Below are 21,231 nucleotides of genomic sequence, written 5' to 3'. Positions count from 1 at the left end.
ACATAGATTACCTTATTTCTATACCCATTATAGAAAATAGTAAAAGAAGTTCATAATACTTTGATTACCAAAGAGGCCATTTCATTATAAAATAGCGGTACAGCTATTACGTAGCGATACATAGAAAAGAGGAGAAGAGACATGAGCACAAACATATATTTTAACCATGATGCAGGGATTGATGATTTAGTATCCCTTTTTTTACTGCTGCAAATGGATGATGTAAAGGTAACGGGGGTATCTGTCATTCCTGCTGACGGATACTTAGAGCCAGGTATCAGCGCAAGCCAAAAAATTATTGATCGTTTTGGAAGTTATGATATCGAGGTAGCCAAATCTACTTCACGTGGTATGAACCCATTTCCAAAAGAATGGCGCATGCATACGTTTTATGTAGATGCACTGCCAATTTTAAATGAAAAAGGGAAAGTGCAAACAAAAATAAGTCAGCTGCCTGCTCATGATCATTTAATTGAAACATTGCAGCACACAGACGGAAAAACGACTTTATTATTTACAGGACCGCTAACTGATTTGGCAAGAGCACTTGAAAAAGCGCCTGAAATAGAAGAGAAAATTGATAAGTTAGTGTGGATGGGCGGTACATTTCAAGAAGTAGGAAATGTGCAGGAGCCTGAACATGATGGAACGGCGGAATGGAATGCTTTTTGGGATCCAGAAGCAGTAGCAAGAGTATGGGAAAGCAGCATTAAAATTGAGATGGTTGCTTTAGAAAGCACGAATCAAGTTCCATTAACGCCGGCTATTCGCCAAATGTGGGCTTCACTTCGCAGGTATGAAGGAGTAGACTTTGTAGGGCAGTGCTACGCGGCTTGCCCGCCGCTTGTGCATGTTGAAACCAATTCGACTTATTATTTGTGGGACGTACTCACAACAGCATTTACAGGGAATTCAACACTTGTGAAGGTAAAAACCGTTTCGAGTATTGTGTATACAGAAACACCAAGACAAGGAAGAACAGAAATTTCTGAAGAGGGACGACCTGTAGACGTCGTGTATGACGTCACAGCTGAAGCATTCTTTACGTACATTACAGATTTAATGAAAAAAGCAGTAGCCAAATAAAGAAAAAGGTTGCACGTGAAAATGTGCAACCTTTTTAATGAATCATATTCAAGAATTGACGTGTCCGCTCTTGTTGAGGATTTGAAAATATTTGATCCGGTGTACCTCTTTCCATAATGACACCTTGATCCATAAAAATAACTTCATCTGCTACTTCACGGGCAAAGCGCATTTCATGAGTTACCACCACCATCGTCATTCCTTCTTTTGCCAGGTCTTTCATCGCTTGAAGAACGTCTCCTACAAGCTCAGGGTCAAGAGCTGAAGTAGGCTCATCAAATAGCATAACTTTTGGGTCCATCGCCATTGCTCTGGCGATGCCAACACGCTGTTGTTGTCCGCCAGACAGCTGGAAAGGGTAAAAGTCGAGCTTATCGCCTAAGCCAACGCGTGTTAACAATTCTTTACCTCTTTTTTCTGCCTCTTGAGTAGAAACGCCTTTTACAATTACAGGACCTTCCATAACATTTTCAAGCGCACTTTTATGAGGAAATAAGTTATAGTTTTGAAAGACCATACCTGTTAGGCTTCGAAATGAAGTAATGTCTTTTTTACGAACAGGCTTGGTGAAATTCATGCTTTTTTTATCAAGTTCAATCGTGCCGTCTGTTGGGATTTCTAAAAGATTTAAGCAACGTAAAAAAGTAGTTTTACCCGATCCAGAAGGACCAATTAATACAATTACCTTGCCCTGTTCAACTTCTAAATCAATCCCTTTTAATACTTGCAAATCACCGAATGATTTATGCAAATTTTTGATATTAATCATATGAAAAACTCCTTTAGCTACTCGAAACGGTTATTTAGATACGTAACGATCTAGTCTTATTTCAATGCGTCCTTGGATAATGGATAAGATTGTACACATAATCCAGTACAAGAGCGCTGCTTCACTATAAAGAAGTAAAAATTCATAGTTAGTCGAAGCAATTTCTTGAGCTTTACGGAACATCTCAGAAACAAGAATAAGCGATGCAAGTGACGTATCTTTAATAAGGCTAATAAAAGAGTTAGATAATGGCGGAATCGATACACGTGCTGCTTGCGGTAAAATAATCCGTCTTAACGCTTGGGAATAGGTCATACCAAGTGAGTAGCCAGCTTCCCACTGTCCTTTAGGAATAGATTGAATCGCTGCTCGGATAATTTCAGATGCATACGCACCTACACTTAATGAAAATCCAATAATAGCAGAGATAAATGGGTCAATTGTTATATCTAAATTGGGTAAGCCGTAGAAAATAATAAATAATTGCACAAGCAGCGGTGTACCTCGAATAATCGATACATAGATGCGCGCAATTATATTTAAAACTTTTATAGATGATAAACGAGCCAAGGCTGTTAAGACAGCTAAAATGATACCGAGTACAAACGTGATTAATGTTAGTGGAATAGAATATTGAATAGCTCCCTTTAGCATTGGTAAGAGAGATGATTGAGCGATTGAAATCAATTGATTCAATCGCTCTCCATCAGGAAAAATATTATTTAGGAGAAACATCTTCGCCAAACCATTTCTTAGAAATTTTTGCGTATGTTCCGTCTTTTTTCATATCTTTCAATGCTTTGTTTACTTCATCCACTAACTTACCGCTGTCTTTTCTAAACATAAAGCCGCTTGCAGCACCATCGGATTTTTCATCCGCGATTTTGATAGGTGCGTTAGGGTGCTTTTTCTTATAGTCAAGGAACGATAATTTATCGTTGATTGTAGCATCAACACGGTTTGCGCTCATTAGTTCTACTGCTTGAGCAAAACCTTCAGCACTCGTAATGTTTGCACCATAAGATTGAGCCATGTCTTTGTAGTTACTTGTTAATGACTGTGCTGATTTTTTTCCTTTTAAATCTTTAAATGATTTGATATCTTTTTCGTCTTTACGAACAATTAATACGGCGCCTGACTGGATGTATGGGTCAGAGAAATCGTATTTCTTTTGACGATCTTCACGAATACCCACTTCATTAGCAATCATGTCAAAGCGTTTAGCATCTAATCCGGCAAACATGCCATCCCACTGTGTTTCTTTGAACTCAGCTTTTACGCCAAGACGTTTAGCTACTTCTTGAGCCAATTCTACATCAAACCCAGTTAGCTTTTGTTTGTCATCATGAAAAGTGAACGGAGGGTATGTACCTTCAGTTCCAATTGTTAATACGCCATCTTTTTTCACTTTATTATATAAATCCTCTTGTGAAGATTTATTGTCTCCATTGTTTGCTTCATTTTTTGAGCTAGAACCGCATGCGGCAAGCACAACTGTGAAAGCTAATAGTAGCGACAAAAGTGCAGCAAATTTCTTCATTTTCTAAACCCCCTAGTATTCTGATAGGAAATGATACTCTGTGATACTAAACAAGAACACAGCAAAAGTCAACAAAAAAAACTTATACGATTAATGTGACTTAAAATAAGGGAAATATACCTTCTATACACGGTTTGTCATAAGGATACAGAAAGATTTTAAAATTTGGATTAAGTGGATTTTTAAGGGATATTTGAGGAGTAAAAAGGAAGTTTCATGCGACGATTTTCTCTTTCATTTTTTCATGACTTTTGGTGCAATAAACATATAGTTAAATGTTAAGGTAGAAATAAATTCCTTATGGTACACTTAAAGAAGAATTTATGAAACGGAGCGATATGATGAAAGCCATAAACTTAATCTCAATTGCCTTTGGTGCTATCGCTGGTACATATGCGCGTTATTTGCTAAATCTTTCCTTATTATATACGGGCTATCCAATAGGAACGGTAATTGAAAACCTATTAGGAAGCTTCATACTAGGCCTATTAACAGGATTTTTTGCGTGGAAAAAGCCAAAAGAATGGATAAAGCTTGGACTAGGAGTTGGCGTGTGCGGCGGTTTTACAACGTATTCAACCTTTGCAGGAGACGTCATTTCTCTCACTCAGCACCATTTATTTTGGGGAGCCATTTATGTCATTGTCTCTTTAGTAGGTGGAATCCTTCTTGCTTTAGCAGGTTATCTATGCGGTGAAGCGGCAGGGAAAAATTTAGTGAAAGTACATGAGGTGAAGTAAATGAGCATAGTGAGCTTGGCACTTGGCGGGGCAGCTGGAGGAATATGCCGTTATCTTTTGGGTTTAAAAGTTACAAAAACAGTTTCAAACCCTCCTTTTCCAGTCTCAATGCTGTTTGTAAACTTGCTCGGTGCGTTTGGGCTTGGTCTTTTTTACGGTAGTTATTATGGAAAGGTTCCGAGTCATGCTTATGATGATTCAATATTTTTAATGATTGGCATTGGGTTTTTTGGTGCCTTTACCACTTTTTCAACGTTTAGTGTGGAAACCGTACAGTTAATTCGGGAAAAATCTTATCGGAAAATGTTGGCGTACGTGGGGATTTCAGCATTTGGAACAGTTGGTTTATTTACAGTCGGTTTACTGGCAGGAACGTTTTTATTATAAGTAAAGAGAACGTTTCTAGTAGGGAAAAACAAAAAGACGGAGAAGTAGAGAATGGATAGAAAAGCAGAAGTTTGGAAATACATTTTGTTGATTGTAGCTGTTGCAGGTCAGATCATTGGTTTTTTATTTTTATTTATAAATGTTGTGGCGGCATTTATTTTTTACGGTTTTTATATTCTAACTTTTATTATGTTACTCCTGCTGTTTATATGGGATCGGAAAAAGGAAAAAGACAAAGAAGAATTTGACGACTATACCGATTACTAACTATATAAAAAGCAGAATGATTCGGTGCGCCGGGCCTCTTAGTAAAGAAGCTTAAAAGATACATCTATAAAAGGAAGAGAGCCGTAAGAGCATAAAGAGATATTGTATTTACATCTAGTTGTGTTATAATTTTAAGTGCAAAAACAAAATCAATAAATAGCAATCACTAGGGGAGCTTTTTGAAGCTGAGACGGATGTATTTCGGACCCTTTGAACCTGATCTGGTTTGGACCAGCGTAGGGAAGTGGCGATCATGTTTACATAACGATGCATGCTAACCACTCTACGTTGTAGAGTGGTTTTTTGTATGTAATAAAGCCCTCTGCACAAGATGAAGTGATTGAAATTTCTCTTTATTCTGAATGGAAAGGTTTCGATCATGTGGATATTCCTAAATTTCATGTCATTACAACAGATAAGCAGCCAATCGAAGAGCTTCAAAAAATTTTAACGGCTATCGCGCCTTTTGCGGGCGCCATTCATATTAGAGAAAAAAAGAAAACGGCAAAGCAGATTCAATGTTTACTAGAAAGCCTACCATTTTGTCGCTCTAAAATTATTGTGAATGACCGAGTTGATGTAGCGCATGCTTTAAAAGCAAAAGGTGTACAGCTTGCCTATCATAGTTTAGACGTTTCGTTTGTTATAGACGCATTTCCTTCTCTTATTGTTGGAAAGTCAGTTCACTCTGTGGAAGAGGCTTTAGAAGCTGAAAAAGATGGTGCTCACTACATTTTATACGGACATATTTATTCAACACATTCAAAAAAAGAATTAAAAAGTCGAGGGATAGCGGCACTAAAAGAAGTAGTAGACGCTGTGCAGATACCGGTTATTGCCATTGGAGGAATTACACCTGTAAATGCCAAAGAGGTACTTCAAACAGGAGCACACGGTATAGCCGTGATGTCTGGTGTCATGCTTGCGCAAGATCCCCTGAAAGCGATTAAACAATATTCTCATATATGGACATCTGGAGGTGGAGAAAATGAAGCAGCATTATGATGTACTGTTAATCGGAGGAGGTATAATCAGCTCTTCTATCGCTTATCATTTGTCAAAACAAGGAGCGTCAGTAGCTATTCTTGAACGCAATCAAGTTGGTTGTGAAGCTTCAAGTGCAGCCGCTGGTATTTTAGGTGCTCAAGCTGAAATTGATGAAGAAGGTCCTCTTTTAGACCTTGCTATTAAGAGCAGAAGCATGTTTCCTGAACTGGTGAAGGAACTAAAAGAAAAAACGGCTATCGACGTAGAGCTCATTCAAAAAGGCTTATTAAAAGTCGCTGTAACAGAAGAAGATGCACACGTATTAAAGAAAAAAGCCGCTCAGCACCACCGGTGGGACAAAGATGTAAGATGGATCGATGTAAAAGAAGCGCGTTTGTTAGAACCCGGGCTCTCTCCAGACATATACGGAGCCATTACAATACCGGGAGACGGCCAGCTAGCTCCGGCTAAGTTAACACAAGCTCTTGCTCATGGAGCCTTGTATCACGGAGCAGATGTATTCGAATACTGTGACGTTCACTCTCTTATTATGGAAAATGAAACAGTAAAAGGGGTACAGACGTCCAAAGGCTCTTTTTATGGAGAAAAAGTAGTGATTGCAGCAGGCTCATGGGCTAAACGCTTTATTTCTTCTGAACATTTAGGCGAGGTGTTTCCTGTAAAAGGAGAGTGTATTGCTCTGCAAAGTCATAAGCCCCTGCTTTCTAAAACGATTTTTTTAGATGAAGGTTTTTACTTAGTCCCTAAGACTGGTGGAAGAATCGTAATCGGGGCAACTAAGCTGCAGCATGATTTTACTAAGACCGTTTCTGCACAAGGTATTCAATTTTTGCTGAATAAAGCTTCTGCGCTTCTGCCGGCCATTAAAGAAGCCACATTTGAAAAAGCATGGGCTGGTCTTCGTCCACAAACAAATGATGGCTGGCCTTATTTAGGAGAGCACCCTGAAATAGCGAATCTGCACATGGCTTTTGGCCACTACCGAAACGGTATTTTATTAAGCGCTGCAACTGGAAAAATTATGGCTGATGCTTTGTTAGGGAAAAAGCCAAATCATTCATTCTTTACATCATTTCAGCTAACGAGAGCAATGGAGGGAGTTCATTGAATCTAATTATTAACGGTAAGACCGTCACTGTCGGAGATGAAATTGAAACGGTCGAGCACTTGCTGCAGGCTCAGAGTCTGCATGAGCGAGTTGTAATTGTTGAATTAAACAAGAATATTTTGCAAAAAGAAGAACATAGCGATGCATGCTTAAAAGATGGAGATACATTAGAAGTTGTTTCATTTGTTGGAGGAGGATGAAGAGTATGTTAAAAATTGGACAATATACATTTAATTCACGTTTATTATTAGGAACAGGGAAATTTCCGGACTTTACGACTCAGCGTCAAGCGGTAGAAGAGTCGGAAACAGAAATTTTAACATTTGCTGTTAGACGAATGGATATTTTTGATCAAAATCAGCCTAATTTATTAGAAGCACTTGATGTGAAGCGTTTCACTCTTTTGCCTAACACTGCTGGAGCAAAAAATGCAGAAGAGGCCGTACGTATTGCTAAATTAGCAAAGGCTTCTGGACTTTGTGACATGGTGAAAGTAGAAGTAATTGGATGTGATAAGACGCTGCTTCCTGATCCAGTTGAAACATTAAAAGCTAGTGAAGAACTGTTAAAAGAGGGCTTTACCGTTTTACCTTACACATCAGATGATGTTTTACTTGCGCGTCGTTTAGAGGAGTTAGGCGTACATGCCATTATGCCAGGAGCGTCGCCTATCGGTTCAGGTCAAGGTATTATTAATCCGTTGAACATGCGTTTTATCATTGAACAATCAACCGTTCCAGTAATTGTAGATGCAGGTATTGGAACGGCTTCAGACGCAGCTCAAGCTATGGAGCTAGGAGCAGATGGTGTGTTATTAAATACAGCTGTTTCAGGAGCAAAAGATCCTGTGAAAATGGCTCGTGCTATGAAGCTAGCGATTGAGGCAGGAAGAGCAGCATTTGAAGCAGGACGTATTGAAAAGAAACAATATGCAACGGCAAGCAGTCCAACAGAAGGGATGAGTATCGGTTGATTAATCGTTATTCCCGCCAAGAATTGTTTCAACCTATTGGAAAAGGCGGACAGCAGCAAATTCAAGAAAAGCATGTTCTGATTGTAGGAGCAGGTGCTCTTGGAACAGGGAACGCCGAGGCCCTTGCACGAGCGGGAGTAAAGAAAATAACGCTCATTGACCGCGATTATGTAGAGTGGAGCAACCTTCAGCGTCAGCAATTGTATAGTGAAAAAGATGCTGATAAAAGAATCCCAAAAGCAGTTGCCGCTAAAAAAAGGCTTCACGATATTAATCATGATGTAAAAGTAGAAGCCCACGTAGCGGACGGTACCCCTCAAGTTTTAGAACAGCTTGTTGAGGGGGTAGATGTTATGATTGATGCAACCGATAATTTTGACACACGCCTTGTAATGAATGATTTATCACAAAAATATGATATTCCTTGGATTTACGGAGCATGTGTAGGAAGTTACGGAATTAGTTATACTATCATACCAAGTGAAACACCGTGTTTATCCTGTTTGCTTGAATCTGTACCGCTTGGAGGGTTAACATGTGATACAGTGGGGATTATTAGTCCTGCTGTACAAATGGTAGTCGCTCATCAAGTAACAGAGGTGTTAAAAATATTAGTTGGAGACTGGAATGCGCTCAGGAGGGAACTTGTTTCGTTTGACGTATGGAAAAATGAGTATACGAGCATCAATGTGAACGTATTTCGCAAATCTGCTTGCCGCTCATGCGGCAGTGAACAAACGTATCCCTTTTTACAATATGAAAATCAAACGAAAACAGCTGTGCTATGCGGAAGAAACACGGTACAAATCCGTCCGGGCAAATCAGCCAAGCAGCCGCTGCAGTCTTTAGGTGAACGATTAAAAGAAAAAGGATATAAAATTGAACAAAATCCGTATCTGCTTTCTTTTTATGTAGATGATTACCGTTTAGTGATGTTTCAAGACGGGCGCGTCTTTGTCCATGGAACAAACGATATAGTAGAAGCAAAGTCACTTTATCATCGGTATATTGGGTAAGAAAGAGATGGAGGTTTCAAGCATGACAGTACCAAAAGCATTAACCATTGCTGGATCAGACAGCGGTGGAGGAGCAGGCATTCAAGCAGATTTAAAAACATTTCAAGAGCGTGACGTTTTTGGCATGTCTGTTATTACAGCTGTGACTGCACAAAATACAGTTGGCGTTCAAGGAGTTTATCCTTTAGAAGTAGAAGCAGTTGAAACGCAGTTAGATTCAATTGCGACTGACTTATTTCCTAATGCAGTGAAGACAGGTATGTTGTTCAGTGCTGATATTATTTACGCAGTGGCTCGTAAAATCAAACAGCACGGACTGCAAAATGTTGTAGTTGATCCCGTTATGATTGCAAAAGGCGGTCAATCTCTTCTTCAAAGAGAAGCTATACAGGCTCTAAAAGAATTATTGCCCCTTTGTGAAGTCATTACGCCGAACATACCGGAGGCGGAAGTCATCACGGGGAAAGAAATTCACACGATTGAAGACAGAAAAGAAGCGGCAAAACAGATGCATGAGCTAGGTGTAAAGCACGTGGTAATTAAAGGCGGACATGACCAATCTCATCAGGATATGATTGATCTAGTGTATGATGGTCATACGTATGTTGAAATCAAGCATGAAAAGATGAATACAAAGCATACACACGGGACGGGATGCACGTTTGCTGCTTGCGTCACGGCTGAACTAGCGAAAGGCAAAAGCGTAGTTGAAGCAGTTCAAACCGCTTCGGATTTTGTTCACTATGCGATTAAGCATACGCTTGAACTTGGTTCGGGACACGGTCCTACTAATCATTGGGCGTATAGAAAATACTTTCGTTCAAATATATAAAAAAACGTGCCTACAATCTAGGCACGTTTTTTATGAAGAAGGAATATGTGTCGGAATTTCTCCATCGATGCCTAAATAATAATGTCTAATGGGCTTTAAATTATCATCAAGCTCATACACAAGCGGTACGCTTGTGGGAATATTCAAGTTCGCAATGCCATCAGGTGAAATGTTATCCAAATACTGCATCAGAGCTCTAATCGTATTACCGTGAGCGGAAATAATAACCTTTTTGCCAGCTTTAATAGAAGGAGCAATAGTTTTGTTCCAATATTCTAGAACCCGCTTTTCTGTATCGGCTAAGTTTTCCGTTACAGGAAATTGTCCCTTGGCTAATTCCTTATACTTAGGGTTGGAAGCTTCATAGCGAATATCTGTTGTCTCTAAAGCAGGAGGGCGTTCGTCCATCGACCTTCTCCACAAATGCACCTGCTCTTCTCCAAATTTTTTTGCGGTTTCTTCTTTGTTCAAACCTTGAAGAGCCCCGTAGTGTCGTTCATTCAGTCTCCAAGATTTATATACAGGAATCCACATGAAGTCCATTTGATGTAAGACAATCCATAGAGTACGAATGGATCGTTTTAAAACAGAAGTATAGGCGATATCAAAAGCATATTCGTTTTTCTTTAGCACTTTTCCGGCTTCTCGCGCTTCTTGCAATCCATTTTTAGAAAGGTCTACATCCGTCCAGCCTGTAAATTTATTTTCAAGGTTCCATACGCTTTGTCCATGCCTAATCAACACAAGTTTTATCATCATGTTCTCCTTTCAACAGTGACTAAGGACTCTATTCTTTTTTATTATGAGAAGGAAAGTGTTTTTTATCCTAAAAGCCGGGGAAAGGAGTTTTTAACATTTAGAAAAAGTGATGCTGAAAAGTAAAGCTTTAACTTTTTTACGCATATGATAAAAATAAAAAAGGGAAGGGAAGATAGTGGATGAGTGACCAAGAACGTCAGATTCAAGCGCTGCACGGCCAGATTGAAGATTTAAAAGAAGAAATGTATCAGATGAAGCTTGATATTAGCACATTAGAGAAAGAAAAAGGAAAGCCTGTTTTGACACCGGCTCTCGTTGGTCAAATAGGAGGTTTTGTTCTAGGTGGATTAGCTATAATTGGTATTTTTTGGATGTAGAACTTTTCGTTTTGAAAACGAAAAGTTCTCCTGATTTTTCAATAAGCAATTCCAACGCGGCATTTTGGGAATTTTTGAGCCCATATTTCATGGTAGGTAAAGTGAGCGGTATCTCCCGTTGAAATTTTAACGGCATCTGCTGGCAAAATATCTTTTTCCACTCGGTATGTGCCTGTTACTTCACCATCAGGCAAGTAGGTTGGGCATATAACGGTCCAGTTTAGGTCACTTTCCTTCAAGTGTAAGTATCCTTTTAAATGATCTTCTGCTGCTCTGGTCGTTTTACGCTTTGATTCATTTGATTGAAAACGATACTTTTCCGGTTCCGTTCGTGACTGTAAAATACCTGCAGTTCCGATAGTAAGAATACGATGAACGCCGTAATGCTTCATGCTGTTTATAATAAGCGGAATACTTTTTGAAATGGTCTCTGCACCATCTGTATTTAACGCGCTGACTACGATATCTTGGTGCTTGAGGGCAAAGCTGATATTTTCTTGATCAAGGACATCGCCTTGTAAGATATGTAGGTTTGGATGACTAATCTTTAGCTTATTGCGGTCTCTAACAAGTACCGTAACGTCGTTTTCATCTTTTAGCATCATTTTTAATAAAGACTGTCCAACTCGTCCTGTTGAGCCTAATAGTAAAATTTTCATTGGTTGCACCCCTCTATAAAAGATAGTATCTATTCTTTAGAATATACAATTTGTATACTTATTCATAATAAAAAGCATGCGTAGCATAAAGTAATACAAAGTTGATGAAGAAAATATTCAACATCAAAAAAATTTGATATGATAAAAAGACAGAAAAATCAAAAAATAGGAGAGTGAATGTCTTTTGGGAGACTTGCCTCTGAATCAAATGATGATATTAGTCGTTTTGCTTATGTTATCAGCTTTCTTTTCATCTGCTGAGACAGCCTTTTCAAGCGTAAATAAAATTCGTTTAAAACATTACGCTGAGAAAAAGTATCGAGGAAGTAAAAAAGCGCTGCATATTGCTGAACACTTTGAGCAGACGCTATCGACAATTTTAGTAGGAAATGTTGTCGTAAACATTGCTGCGTCCTCTTTGGCAGCTAAAATTGCCCTCGATGTGTTTAAAGGAAACCTAGCACTTGTGATTAGTATCATCGTTATGACCATCATCATTTTGATTTTTGGTGAAGTCTTACCGAAATCGTTAGCGAAAGAGCATGCCGAATCTTTTGCGCTGATGATTTCTTCCTTGTTATTTCTTATTATTAAATTATTAACCCCGATTTCCTTCTTATTTTTACAGGTGAGAAAAGGAGCTTCTCACTTGTTAGCGTCTGCTCCCACACCAACGATCACAGAAGATGAAATTAAAGTGATGGTAGATTTAAGCGAAGAAGAAGGAACGATTAATAATATTGAAAAAGAGCTAGTTCATCGTTCACTCAATTTTAATGACATTGTGGTGGGGCAAATTTTAAAACCTAGAATAGATGTCACAGCAGTTGACGTAAATGCTGATATTGATTCGGTTTGTCAAATGTTTCTTGAAGAGAGATATTCGAGAGTCCCTGTATACGAAGATCATATTGATAACATTATTGGCATTTTATCAGAAAGAGAATTTTTAACCTGTTTAGTCCAAAGAAAAGAGATTTTTATTCGTGATTTGTTGAGACAACCTATTTTTGTAGTAGAATCCATGAAAATATCTGTACTATTGCCAGAGCTTCAAAAAAGTAAGGTGCACATGGCAATTGTAGTTGATGAGTTTGGTGGAACGGCCGGTCTTGTGACCTTAGAGGATATATTAGAAGAAATTGTGGGAGAGATTTGGGATGAACATGATGAAGCTGTTAAGTATGTACATCAGATAGGGGAAAAGGAGTACGAATTTAACGCAGACATCCCTATTGATGAATTTTTAACCTATGTAGCAGTTAGTTCTCCTGACAGTACGTGCCATACCTTAGGGGGATGGATATATGAGCAGTTTGATCATATTCCTGCTAAAGGAGACTTTTTCTCATATGAAGAGATATTGTTTACCATTAAGGAAGTAGAAAATCGACGCATTCGCAAAGTTTCTGTAAAATCATTTGCGAATAAGAATGAGGAAGCTGATTAAAAGAAATTAGAAAGCGCTCCAAGAGATCTTGGAGCGCTAAAGCCATAATATGAAATTAGTTAATATTAGTACTTGCCGCCTAAGTTTTGCTCAGCTAATTGTACTAAACGTTTTGTGATTTCGCCACCAACAGATCCGTTCGCACGAGCTGTTGCATCTGGTCCTAAGTTTACACCAAACTCACTAGCGATTTCGAACTTCATTTGATCGATAGCAGCTTGAGCACCAGGCGCTACTAACTTGTTTGATGAATTTCTGTTTGATGCGTTTTGATAATTTGCCATGTGTATTCATCTCCTCGTTAGATAAAATAGATTTAATGGTTGAGTTAGCTGGAGTTGAACCAGCCGAGCAGATGCATCGATTAGATCTGCTTGCCTACCGCGGCGTAACTCAATGTTTGCGAGCTGTTGTGCTCGGTTGTTACTAGTATTATGGCGAAAGGGAAAAAAACATATACATAGAATTTTATTGGTAATTTATAGAAAATTTTGTGTGGAGTTTGATAAAGAGTAAGAGAGTTTTATTCCGTGCATATTATAGGTACATATTGATCAGGTAAAGCGAGGTGTGCGGATGTCGATTTGTTCTTTATGTAATGGGTTTAGTGATGTACAAATGACGTGCAAAGCATGTGGAGAAGTGCTAGGGGATATGGGAAAAGTCAGCGATTATTTTGATGATTACAGTGCTTACATGGAAATCGATCAGTTAAAAGTAGAAAATGGGTATCTTAGTGATTTAGCAAATCACCAATGTATTCATCTCTTTTACTGCTCTACTTGTCACAGTGAGGAATTGAAGCAAATACAGGAATAAAAAAAGACCCCTAAGGGTCTTTTTTATTCGTGTTCAGCACGGATGCGCTGTTCGGATTCTGCATCAAAGAAATGCGCTTTGTTCATATCTAATGCTAAGTCTAGAGACTGAAGCGGTTTAATATCTGTTCTTGAATCTACGCGTGCTACAAAATCTTGTCCGCCAAGTTTAGAATAAAGCATGGTTTCAGCTCCCATTAACTCGGATACATCGACTTTAATGGTAACTTTTGTGCCGGGTGAAGATTCAATAAATACAGGTTCATCATGGAAATCTTCAGGTCGGATGCCTAAAATAATTTGTTTATTTAAATATCCTTGCTCGCGAAGTATTTTCATTTTACCTTCCGGAACTGCAAGAAGAGAATCGCCTACTTGAACCTTTCCGTCTTTTAACGTTCCGGTTAAGAAGTTCATAGCAGGAGAACCAATAAACCCACCTACAAATACATTTTCAGGTTTTTCATATACTTCTTTTGGTGTACCAACCTGCTGGATAATCCCATCTTTCATAACAACCAGACGAGAAGCCATTGTCATTGCTTCGGTTTGGTCATGTGTTACGTAAATTGTCGTTGTACCCAAACGCTGGTGAAGCTTCGCAATTTCAGAACGCATTTGCACACGTAATTTCGCGTCTAAGTTTGATAAAGGTTCGTCCATTAAGAAGACCTTAGCATCACGAACGATTGCACGACCTAGAGCTACACGCTGACGCTGTCCGCCGGATAATGCTTTTGGCTTGCGCTCTAAGTATTGCTCAAGTCCTAAAATACGAGCGGCATCTTTTACGCGGCGTTCGATTTCATCTTTTGGTAATTTACGAAGTTTTAAGCCGAAAGCCATGTTGTCATATACGCTCATATGAGGATACAATGCGTAGTTTTGGAATACCATTGCAATATCGCGATCTTTTGGAGCAACGTCATTTACACGCTTGCTGTCAATATAAAAATCACCTTTGGAAATTTCCTCTAGCCCTGCAACCATACGAAGCGTTGTCGATTTCCCGCAGCCTGAAGGCCCAACAAATACAATAAATTCTTTATCTTGAATGTGAAGGTTAAAATCTTTTACCGCCGTCACATCTTTATCATACATTTTATAAATATGTTCTAAACGTAATTCAGCCATTTCCATTTCCCCCTTGTATGTACTCTGTGAAACCGTTTTCTTAACTCTAGTGTAATTTTTTTTAATGAAACGGTAAATGGCAAACATGCACAAAAAAAAGAAAGAGTTTTCGTGCACTATTTACGAAAACCCTTTCATTTTATTTTTTATCCTGCGAATTTTTTAACGCAAGAATAGCTAAGTAAGCAGACACAGCTCCTGTGAAGTGTTTGATATCAAGGTGTGTGCGATCAATAAATTTCTCAATTCTATACTGCAAGCTGTTGCGATGCATGTACAAATTCTTAGCAGCAAGAGATACGTTTAAATTACATTCTAAATAAACTTTAATCGTTTCTAAAAGATCTCCATCATCTTTTACTAAGTCAAGTAAATGTATCATATGATTTTGGATTGCCTCTGAAGACTCTTGCAGAACCAAATGGGGTAAAACGTCGGTAAAATGGATAACATGATTTTGTTCGACTGTATGCTTAATTTGATAAAACCATTTCTTTTCACGCTCAAAAATTAATCGCGGTGAAGACGGAAAAAAGTGAATTTGTCCTTCAAAGAACTGAATTGAAGTTTCAAAATCATGACATAGCACCTCGATAGAATCTGATAAATTTTCAGTTAAGTCATTAGGATCATCAAAGGTTTCGATAACGATACCTGATTGTTTATCAATCCACAACACAGTAATCGAGGTAGAATACAAGGCGTGAAGCGCATTTTCAAACTCTATTTTTTGTTCAAACAAACGTTTAATTAAAAACTGGGTAAAGCGAAAAGAATGGTGCGTATGATGAGAGTGAATGACTTTTTCAGGTGCTTTAAATAACAGGTTTGACCAATACAATTGTTCTGGCGTCAGGAAAGAAACTTCCTCATCATAAGGCGTTAAAAAAGCAGAAAGTAATGCCTGCTCTTTTTGAGACAAAGCCGTGTGTTCAATTCCAATGAAGCCTTCATCACATGAAAACCATTTGTATCGTTCAAATTGAGAAGGGATTTTAGCCTTAATCATTTTATCCCCAAATAGTGTGTGCAGCTGTTTCATCTGTGCTCGTTCCCTTCGGTGAAAGCTTACTATTCATAAACGTGAAAAAGCATAAGCTCATGAATATAATCAATTAATTGTGTTTCATCTATTTGATTAGAAAGCGCAGTTTTCCATACAATTTGTCCATCTTTTAAATAATCAGCCTCGTAATAAACCCGATTCATATAAAACGAGATGTGCCAGCCCGGCATTCGATTATTTTGATACAGTGGTTTAACCTGAAAATGTGCAACCATAAAGAAAATCTCCTTTCTCAAGTAGTTATTATAAGCTTACCATGAGAAAAGGAGATGAAAAATCATTTAATCTAAAAATTTTGTTAATTTGTAAAATATGTTGCATATGTGTTTAGCACCTTGCGTTTGAATGTCTGTTTCATCAAAAATCATCGGTTTTGCATTCACTTCAAACAGATAATAATGACCTTGGACTGACTTTGCCATATCAAGAGAAAATTCTTCAATGAGAGGGAAGGACTTTTGAAGGACTTGCCCGCACGTATTTACAAAAGACGAAAGAAAGGAAGTATCTACTTCATCTTCAAGATCTTGAGAAGGTGAAATGCTTCCGCCGTTTAACGTATGTGTTGTAATGGAGTGATAGGGACTATGTCGAATACCGACGCCGCTAATAACATACCGGCTATCTTTGTGATGCGCTAAAATACGTAAGTCATAGCGCCGGTCTTTGAATGGCTGCGTCTCAATTGCTTCTTGAATGAGATAAGCAGACTTGGGAAGGTCAATTGCTTGTAAAGAAGAAAATTCTTCTTTGCGTGTATGATCTTGATAAATAATCGTATGCTTATCGGAAGATAATCGGAAAATTCCAGCGCCTTTACTGCTGTTAATAGGCTTAAAATAAAGAGAAGAGTGTTTTTGCAGAAGCTTAGCAATATCAATTTCTGGTGTTAAACGATAGGTTTTAGGAAGGTGAGAAGATAATAGTGGATGTTTTGAAAATAACTGATACACTTTCCATTTTGAAAAAAAAGCGGAATTAAAAAGGGGGATGTGCCTGCTTTTTATTTTTTTGTGTAAAGATTTCAGCTTTTTGGTTTCTGATTTTCTTCCTGGATAACGATTATATATAACGTTTGGCAGCGGCAAAGTTGTTTTGATCCACTGCTTTTTTGCCCCGTCAAAGCAATACCCTTCAAAGAAGTGATGAGACATTGTTTCTTCAGCGAATAAAGCAAGAAGCCCGCCTTTCTCTTGCAGGGTATGATGTAAGAGTTCTAATAAAGGACGCTGTTTTACATTCAGTTTTTCCAAAACAGCTTTGTTCGTTAAAACTCCCACAATAGGACCTGCTTTTTCTCCTTTTAAACGAAGAAAAGCTTGAGTAGAAGAAATACTTTGAGTAAAGGGAAGTTCAATTTCTTGAACTCCCCATGTGTAAGATGCTGAAGGATTATTATGAAACCACTGCTGCTTTTCTTTGTGATAGTAAATTGTAATCATATGCTGATGCCTTCAGGTGTATTTAGATAGTATCCAGATAAGTAAATCGCATATTCTAGAGAAAGTTTTCTAGTTTGTTGATCCGCTTTTCGTAAGGCAGGGTGTGAAAAAATAGAGCGACCGGGCTTAGAGTTAGCTTCAAACAGCCACACGTTTCCTTGATAATCCACTCCAAAATCGAATCCAAGCTCTCCAATTAATCCGTTCAACTCCTGTTCAAGTATATGACTAATTGAGATAGCGGCATCTTTTAGCTTATTTTCAATTTCTTTTTTGTAAGAAGGGTTAGTGAATATTTTGGCTGTAGCTTCAATTTCTCCGCCGTAATCAAGATGCGTAGTGATGCTGTTGGGACCGGCTACTTTAGCAGCTAGAGCAGTAAGCACCCATTGGTTATTCCCGTCTTTATTCGTATGCACGCGAAAGTCTACACAGCGCTTTTCTTTTTTGATTAATGAAATACCTTGCTGAGCAATGTATGAAGGATTAGTAAGTAAATATTCAAATTCTGATAATAGTTCCTCTAAGGTTTCTTTTTCTTGAACATGAAGACCTTTTTCTCCTTTGTAAGTCAGCGTGTACATGGAATCTTTAAAAGCTAGCGTATAAATGCCGCGGCCTAAGCTTCCGTTTTTCGGCTTTAAATAAACGGTTTGATGAAGAAGCAGAAGTTTTTTTATTTGCTCACACGAAGGACTTTCAACCGTGTAAGGTAACAAATAGGCTGTCTGCTCGTTCAGTTTTAAAAGCTCATGAATTTCCCACTTGTTGAAAAAATCAGGATTAAAAAATGGAATGCCGTAATCAGTCATCATCTTTTCTTTAATGAACTTAAAAGGAGCTAACCCCTCTGTTTTTCGATTTGGCAAACGGTTATATACAACGTTAGGAAGCGGGACTTCATGCTGTGTCCAGCCGCTTTCCTCGTAAAAATAGCCGTTTATGGTCCCGGTTTCCCAGTTGATATGATGAGTTCCAAAAATAAAAGGAAGTCCCCCTGTTATACTTGCAGTAGAAAGAAGTTTAGCTAAGTGAAGGGAACGCTTTCCAATTGGCCGCAGCAGAGAACCAGTAAAACCAGCTGATAACACACCAATTAAAGGTCCTAAGTGAATGGTCTCATTCACAATAATAGGGTGCATCATATGAGCGAAAGGAATTTGCAGTTTTGTCATTAGCTCAGCTGAAATCTGAATTTCTTCACATTCTGAAGATTGTATAAGGCATGGAGCTGTCATTGTTCCAAAAGCTGCTTGTTTCAAGGAGTCTTTGTAAAGAGATGCAGGAACAGAAAGATCGCATCCTAGCTGCTCTACTACAACAAGGCGAGTAAGAGTTTTTTTCATAGCATTACTCCTTACGATACGATAGTGTGTTAGCTAAATAGATGCAGTAAGACAGGACATTTTTATACATGACTTCTTTTTGTTCAGGAGCTGTCTCCATTACGATTTTTCTTCCTGGTTTCGAATTTAAATCTAGAATCCAGATGCTGAAGTCTCTCGAGATACATAAATCAATACCTAATTCAAAAAGAGAAGGAAAATGATTTTCCAGCACGGACGGAATCGTTTTACAAATGGTGTTGATTTCATCCATTACATATTGACGGTGAACGCGAGGGATGCGAGGCAGCAAGTTCTCAAAAGGTACAATAGAGGCTCCTGAACTTACATTTGTTACGATGGAGTCTCGTTCACCTTGTCTAATTCCTCTTCCAATTTCTTTCCAAGCACCATCGTTTCCTTTTTGTAATAGCAGTCTTATATCAAAAGGAGTGCGCTCATAAGGGAAAAATGAAATATGGGGCTGAGCAATATACAATACATCACGGGCCGTTTTCGTAAACCAGTTCTTAAACTCCTGAAAAGAGGAAAATAGAATGGTGTTTACAATGTCATTTTGTTGATAAGAAGCTTCAATTTCACGTCCACGCTGTCTTAATTTCACAATTCCTTTACCTTGTGAGCCGTTGGCAGGCTTAATCATTAGGCTATCGTTTGTTCGAAGCAGCTGAACAAGCTGCTCTACACTTTCGATTGGAGTGGTAGGAGGAATATATGAAGATAAATAGCTATCTTTTTTAATGGCTTCATAGACATCTAGCTTATTGGGCAATCCATGGCCTAAAAATGTAACATCTTCCCGCTGTTTAAGCCAGTTTACAATAGGGCGAGCCTTATTAGACAGCGAGTCTTTTCGATAAAAGCAGCGATCGTAAATAAACGAAGGAAGTAAAAAGGAATCTTCTATCCATTTCTTTTGTTGTAAATCGTAGCGGAAGCCTTCAATATTTTCGGTGTTAGGATGAATGTTAAAAGGAGTAAAACGGTATATTTCAATTGAAAACTCAGAAGCATGTTTAGCAATTTCGGTCACATACTCCACTTCTTGCTGTGGGTGAATCGTTAAAAAGCCTAATGAAATCATCGTAAATCCTCCTTGGCAAATTGAAAATTCGTTGCATGCAGACAATAATCAAGCAGTGCTTTTGTTGAGGGACGAACAGAGGAAGCGCTTGAATCTAATTGTTTGGAAGGTTTGACATTTACTTCAATAATCCAAGGCTTTCCTTCTTGATCAATCGCTAAATCAATACCAAATTCTGCATAAAGTTCAGACGGGTGAGAAAGCTGTGTGCAAATTTCAATCGCAATCTCTTTTAAAAGTGAAAGGATATGGCGCGTCGTTTTTGAATCATAGAGCTGAGTTAAAACTTGCTGAGGAGGATGAATATCCCCTCCACGAGCAAGATTTGAGACGAAATTGCCGGGTTTTGATACACGTGTGACAATGGACGTGATTTTCCACGTCAAGTCGTCTTTTTTATGACAGAGAATGCGGAAATCAAAAGGGCACTGTTTGTATGTCTGCAGTGAAATTCCTTCTTGGATGAGAAATCCTTGCCTTTTTAATTGACTATAAAGCGTTTCAAATAAGTCATAGAGAGATTCATATTCTTTTTCATACGTCTGTGTAAACGTTGTATAGTCTAAAATATACTTCTCTTTCTTTGAAATTTTAAAAATATTTTTTCCTTGGCTACCATGAACAGGCTTCAGAAAAACATCGTCATGAAGTTCCAAAGCGTCAAGAAGATCTTGACGTGAACGAAGCTGATACGTTTTTGGCAAATATGGAAGCAAGTGTACAACATCTTTAAGCTGTTGAAAAACCGTCCATTTATTTAAGTAGCGTGCGTTAAAGAAAGGAACGTCATGCTCTTTCAAAAATGTTTTAAAGGTTTGAAAATCAGCGCTTTGCTCGGTTTTCCTGGCATGAATCCGGTTGTGTACGATTCCCGGAAAGGGAACGTCTGAATAAACCCATCGATCACCGCGATAAACATATCCTTTAGGGGACAATGACTTCACGTCGCTCAATTTGCTCACATAGCAAAAACACCCTAACTCCTTGCAAGCTTGAACAAATTCCTTACAAAATACAGAAATGGAGCCAAAGGGTTCTTCATCTTCTCGAACTTCTGTTACGATGCTAATCACGGGTCCCATCCTAAACGTGTTCTCTTCGTAAATGCCTCTCAGCTGATGCGTTTCATACGGAAAGCAAAAGTCTGCAAATAGAGCTTCCGACATCATGAAGCAGCATTCTCGATGCTGAAAAACAGTGGCTTTGACTTCTTTCGTGATGGAGCCTACTGTTAACGTAAACTCGTGCTTGCATTTCACGCGTGAGAACAGAGCAGAACTAATGTAAATGTCGTCGCTCATATGGTTCTCTAGTGGTTTTAGAGAAATGGTAAAAGTATTCATAAACGAATCCTCTTTTTCTTTCCTTTA

The 21,231-nt window shown here is 38.5% G+C and carries 26 protein-coding genes and 1 riboswitch; of the genes, 13 read left to right on the top strand and 13 right to left on the bottom strand.

All coding sequences use genetic code 11. From position 1 onward, the window contains the following. Nucleotides 1-141 precede the first annotated feature (141 nt). The gene (locus ACRPLY_RS22610; protein ID WP_028412584.1) at nucleotides 142-1,086 is read left to right on the top strand and encodes a nucleoside hydrolase; all 945 of its coding nucleotides are present in this window, start codon (nucleotides 142-144) and stop codon (nucleotides 1,084-1,086) included. A gap of 34 nt (nucleotides 1,087-1,120) precedes the next feature. On the opposite strand, the gene ACRPLY_RS22605 is transcribed toward ACRPLY_RS22610, so the two are convergent. The 3 genes from ACRPLY_RS22605 to ACRPLY_RS22595 are packed head-to-tail and all read right to left on the bottom strand — an operon-like array spanning nucleotide 1,121 to nucleotide 3,395. Next, nucleotides 1,121-1,855, bottom strand: a complete 735-nt coding sequence (locus ACRPLY_RS22605) for an amino acid ABC transporter ATP-binding protein (RefSeq protein WP_013081645.1) — start codon at nucleotides 1,853-1,855, stop codon at nucleotides 1,121-1,123. Between the two features lie 30 nt (nucleotides 1,856-1,885). Continuing rightward, nucleotides 1,886-2,590, bottom strand: a complete 705-nt coding sequence (locus tag ACRPLY_RS22600) for an amino acid ABC transporter permease (protein ID WP_013055275.1) — start codon at nucleotides 2,588-2,590, stop codon at nucleotides 1,886-1,888. After that, on the bottom strand, nucleotides 2,574-3,395 hold the full coding sequence (locus ACRPLY_RS22595; protein WP_013081647.1) for an amino acid ABC transporter substrate-binding protein: 822 nt from the start codon (nucleotides 3,393-3,395) through the stop codon (nucleotides 2,574-2,576). The genes ACRPLY_RS22600 and ACRPLY_RS22595 overlap by 17 nt, the downstream gene beginning before the upstream one ends. Before the next feature lie 341 nt (nucleotides 3,396-3,736). Here ACRPLY_RS22595 and ACRPLY_RS22590 point away from each other — a divergent pair, with 341 nt between their 5' ends. From ACRPLY_RS22590 to thiD, 9 genes are all read left to right on the top strand, one after another. Continuing rightward, the gene (locus ACRPLY_RS22590; protein WP_028412581.1) at nucleotides 3,737-4,135 is read left to right on the top strand and encodes a fluoride efflux transporter FluC; all 399 of its coding nucleotides are present in this window, start codon (nucleotides 3,737-3,739) and stop codon (nucleotides 4,133-4,135) included. Further along, a complete protein-coding gene (crcB, locus tag ACRPLY_RS22585; RefSeq protein WP_028412580.1) occupies nucleotides 4,136-4,522 on the top strand; it encodes a fluoride efflux transporter CrcB in 387 nt (128 codons plus the stop codon). Between the two features lie 51 nt (nucleotides 4,523-4,573). Further along, a complete protein-coding gene (locus tag ACRPLY_RS22580) occupies nucleotides 4,574-4,789 on the top strand; it encodes a hypothetical protein (RefSeq protein ID WP_013055279.1) in 216 nt (71 codons plus the stop codon). 158 nt (nucleotides 4,790-4,947) lie between these two features. Then, a riboswitch (TPP riboswitch) is annotated at nucleotides 4,948-5,049 on the top strand. 121 nt (nucleotides 5,050-5,170) lie between these two features. Then, complete coding sequence (locus ACRPLY_RS22575; RefSeq protein WP_028412579.1) at nucleotides 5,171-5,794, top strand: thiamine phosphate synthase; 624 nt, start codon at nucleotides 5,171-5,173, stop codon at nucleotides 5,792-5,794. Further along, complete coding sequence (gene thiO, locus ACRPLY_RS22570; RefSeq protein WP_028412578.1) at nucleotides 5,778-6,905, top strand: glycine oxidase ThiO; 1,128 nt, start codon at nucleotides 5,778-5,780, stop codon at nucleotides 6,903-6,905. Before ACRPLY_RS22575 ends, thiO begins: the two co-directional genes overlap by 17 nt. Then, nucleotides 6,902-7,105, top strand: coding sequence for a sulfur carrier protein ThiS (thiS, locus tag ACRPLY_RS22565; protein ID WP_028412577.1), 204 nt, complete (start codon nucleotides 6,902-6,904; stop codon nucleotides 7,103-7,105). Before thiO ends, thiS begins: the two co-directional genes overlap by 4 nt. A gap of 5 nt (nucleotides 7,106-7,110) precedes the next feature. Next, nucleotides 7,111-7,878, top strand: a complete 768-nt coding sequence (locus ACRPLY_RS22560; RefSeq protein WP_013055283.1) for a thiazole synthase — start codon at nucleotides 7,111-7,113, stop codon at nucleotides 7,876-7,878. Further along, a complete protein-coding gene (locus ACRPLY_RS22555; RefSeq protein WP_028412576.1) occupies nucleotides 7,875-8,894 on the top strand; it encodes a thiazole biosynthesis adenylyltransferase ThiF in 1,020 nt (339 codons plus the stop codon). The genes ACRPLY_RS22560 and ACRPLY_RS22555 overlap by 4 nt, the downstream gene beginning before the upstream one ends. A 22-nt stretch (nucleotides 8,895-8,916) precedes the next feature. Beyond that, nucleotides 8,917-9,726, top strand: a complete 810-nt coding sequence (gene thiD, locus ACRPLY_RS22550) for a bifunctional hydroxymethylpyrimidine kinase/phosphomethylpyrimidine kinase (RefSeq protein WP_028412575.1) — start codon at nucleotides 8,917-8,919, stop codon at nucleotides 9,724-9,726. Nucleotides 9,727-9,756: 30 nt separating this feature from the next. On the opposite strand, the gene gpmA is transcribed toward thiD, so the two are convergent. Beyond that, nucleotides 9,757-10,482, bottom strand: coding sequence for a 2,3-diphosphoglycerate-dependent phosphoglycerate mutase (gpmA, locus tag ACRPLY_RS22545; protein ID WP_028412574.1), 726 nt, complete (start codon nucleotides 10,480-10,482; stop codon nucleotides 9,757-9,759). A gap of 182 nt (nucleotides 10,483-10,664) precedes the next feature. On the opposite strand from gpmA, the gene ACRPLY_RS22540 reads away from it, so the two are divergent. Continuing rightward, nucleotides 10,665-10,862: a hypothetical protein gene (locus tag ACRPLY_RS22540; RefSeq protein WP_016762958.1), complete on the top strand. Its 198-nt coding sequence runs from the start codon at nucleotides 10,665-10,667 to the stop codon at nucleotides 10,860-10,862. 38 nt (nucleotides 10,863-10,900) lie between these two features. Here the strand turns inward: ACRPLY_RS22540 and ACRPLY_RS22535 are convergent, their stop codons facing one another. Beyond that, a complete protein-coding gene (locus ACRPLY_RS22535; protein ID WP_028412573.1) occupies nucleotides 10,901-11,521 on the bottom strand; it encodes an NAD(P)-dependent oxidoreductase in 621 nt (206 codons plus the stop codon). A 184-nt stretch (nucleotides 11,522-11,705) separates the two neighbouring features. On the opposite strand from ACRPLY_RS22535, the gene ACRPLY_RS22530 reads away from it, so the two are divergent. Further along, nucleotides 11,706-12,971 (top strand): hemolysin family protein, encoded by a 1,266-nt coding sequence (locus tag ACRPLY_RS22530; RefSeq protein WP_028412572.1) that lies wholly within the window; start codon nucleotides 11,706-11,708, stop codon nucleotides 12,969-12,971. 65 nt (nucleotides 12,972-13,036) lie between these two features. On the opposite strand, the gene ACRPLY_RS22525 is transcribed toward ACRPLY_RS22530, so the two are convergent. Beyond that, nucleotides 13,037-13,255 carry an alpha/beta-type small acid-soluble spore protein gene (locus tag ACRPLY_RS22525; RefSeq protein ID WP_013055290.1) on the bottom strand — a complete coding sequence of 73 codons (219 nt, stop codon included), beginning with the start codon at nucleotides 13,253-13,255 and terminating at the stop codon, nucleotides 13,037-13,039. Nucleotides 13,256-13,547: 292 nt separating this feature from the next. On the opposite strand from ACRPLY_RS22525, the gene ACRPLY_RS22520 reads away from it, so the two are divergent. Continuing rightward, a complete protein-coding gene (locus ACRPLY_RS22520) occupies nucleotides 13,548-13,790 on the top strand; it encodes a hypothetical protein (protein ID WP_154974279.1) in 243 nt (80 codons plus the stop codon). Nucleotides 13,791-13,813: 23 nt separating this feature from the next. Here ACRPLY_RS22520 and ACRPLY_RS22515 read toward each other — a convergent pair whose 3' ends face one another. The 7 genes from ACRPLY_RS22515 to ACRPLY_RS22485 all read right to left on the bottom strand — a co-directional run bounded on the left by ACRPLY_RS22515 (nucleotide 13,814) and on the right by ACRPLY_RS22485 (nucleotide 21,204). Next, entirely contained in the window at nucleotides 13,814-14,923 is a 1,110-nt protein-coding gene (locus tag ACRPLY_RS22515; RefSeq protein ID WP_025752961.1) for an ABC transporter ATP-binding protein, read from the bottom strand. A gap of 139 nt (nucleotides 14,924-15,062) precedes the next feature. Then, entirely contained in the window at nucleotides 15,063-15,965 is a 903-nt protein-coding gene (locus tag ACRPLY_RS22510) for a PucR family transcriptional regulator (protein ID WP_033580652.1), read from the bottom strand. A 29-nt stretch (nucleotides 15,966-15,994) separates the two neighbouring features. Further along, entirely contained in the window at nucleotides 15,995-16,204 is a 210-nt protein-coding gene (locus tag ACRPLY_RS22505) for a YheE family protein (protein WP_028412569.1), read from the bottom strand. A gap of 66 nt (nucleotides 16,205-16,270) precedes the next feature. Next, complete coding sequence (locus tag ACRPLY_RS22500) at nucleotides 16,271-17,431, bottom strand: YheC/YheD family protein (RefSeq protein ID WP_432232118.1); 1,161 nt, start codon at nucleotides 17,429-17,431, stop codon at nucleotides 16,271-16,273. Continuing rightward, nucleotides 17,428-18,777: a YheC/YheD family protein gene (locus tag ACRPLY_RS22495; RefSeq protein ID WP_028412567.1), complete on the bottom strand. Its 1,350-nt coding sequence runs from the start codon at nucleotides 18,775-18,777 to the stop codon at nucleotides 17,428-17,430. Before ACRPLY_RS22495 ends, ACRPLY_RS22500 begins: the two co-directional genes overlap by 4 nt. 4 nt (nucleotides 18,778-18,781) lie before the next feature. After that, a complete protein-coding gene (locus tag ACRPLY_RS22490) occupies nucleotides 18,782-19,861 on the bottom strand; it encodes a YheC/YheD family protein (RefSeq protein WP_049162846.1) in 1,080 nt (359 codons plus the stop codon). Then, the gene (locus ACRPLY_RS22485) at nucleotides 19,858-21,204 is read right to left on the bottom strand and encodes a YheC/YheD family protein (RefSeq protein WP_047751684.1); all 1,347 of its coding nucleotides are present in this window, start codon (nucleotides 21,202-21,204) and stop codon (nucleotides 19,858-19,860) included. Before ACRPLY_RS22485 ends, ACRPLY_RS22490 begins: the two co-directional genes overlap by 4 nt. Nucleotides 21,205-21,231 lie beyond the last annotated feature (27 nt).

The sequence above is a fragment of the Priestia sp. TGN 0903 genome (genome assembly GCF_050846855.1).
In the GTDB taxonomy this organism is placed as follows: Bacteria; Bacillota; Bacilli; order Bacillales; family Bacillaceae_H; genus Priestia; species Priestia zanthoxyli.
This window is presented reverse-complemented; position numbering and strand designations above follow the sequence as displayed.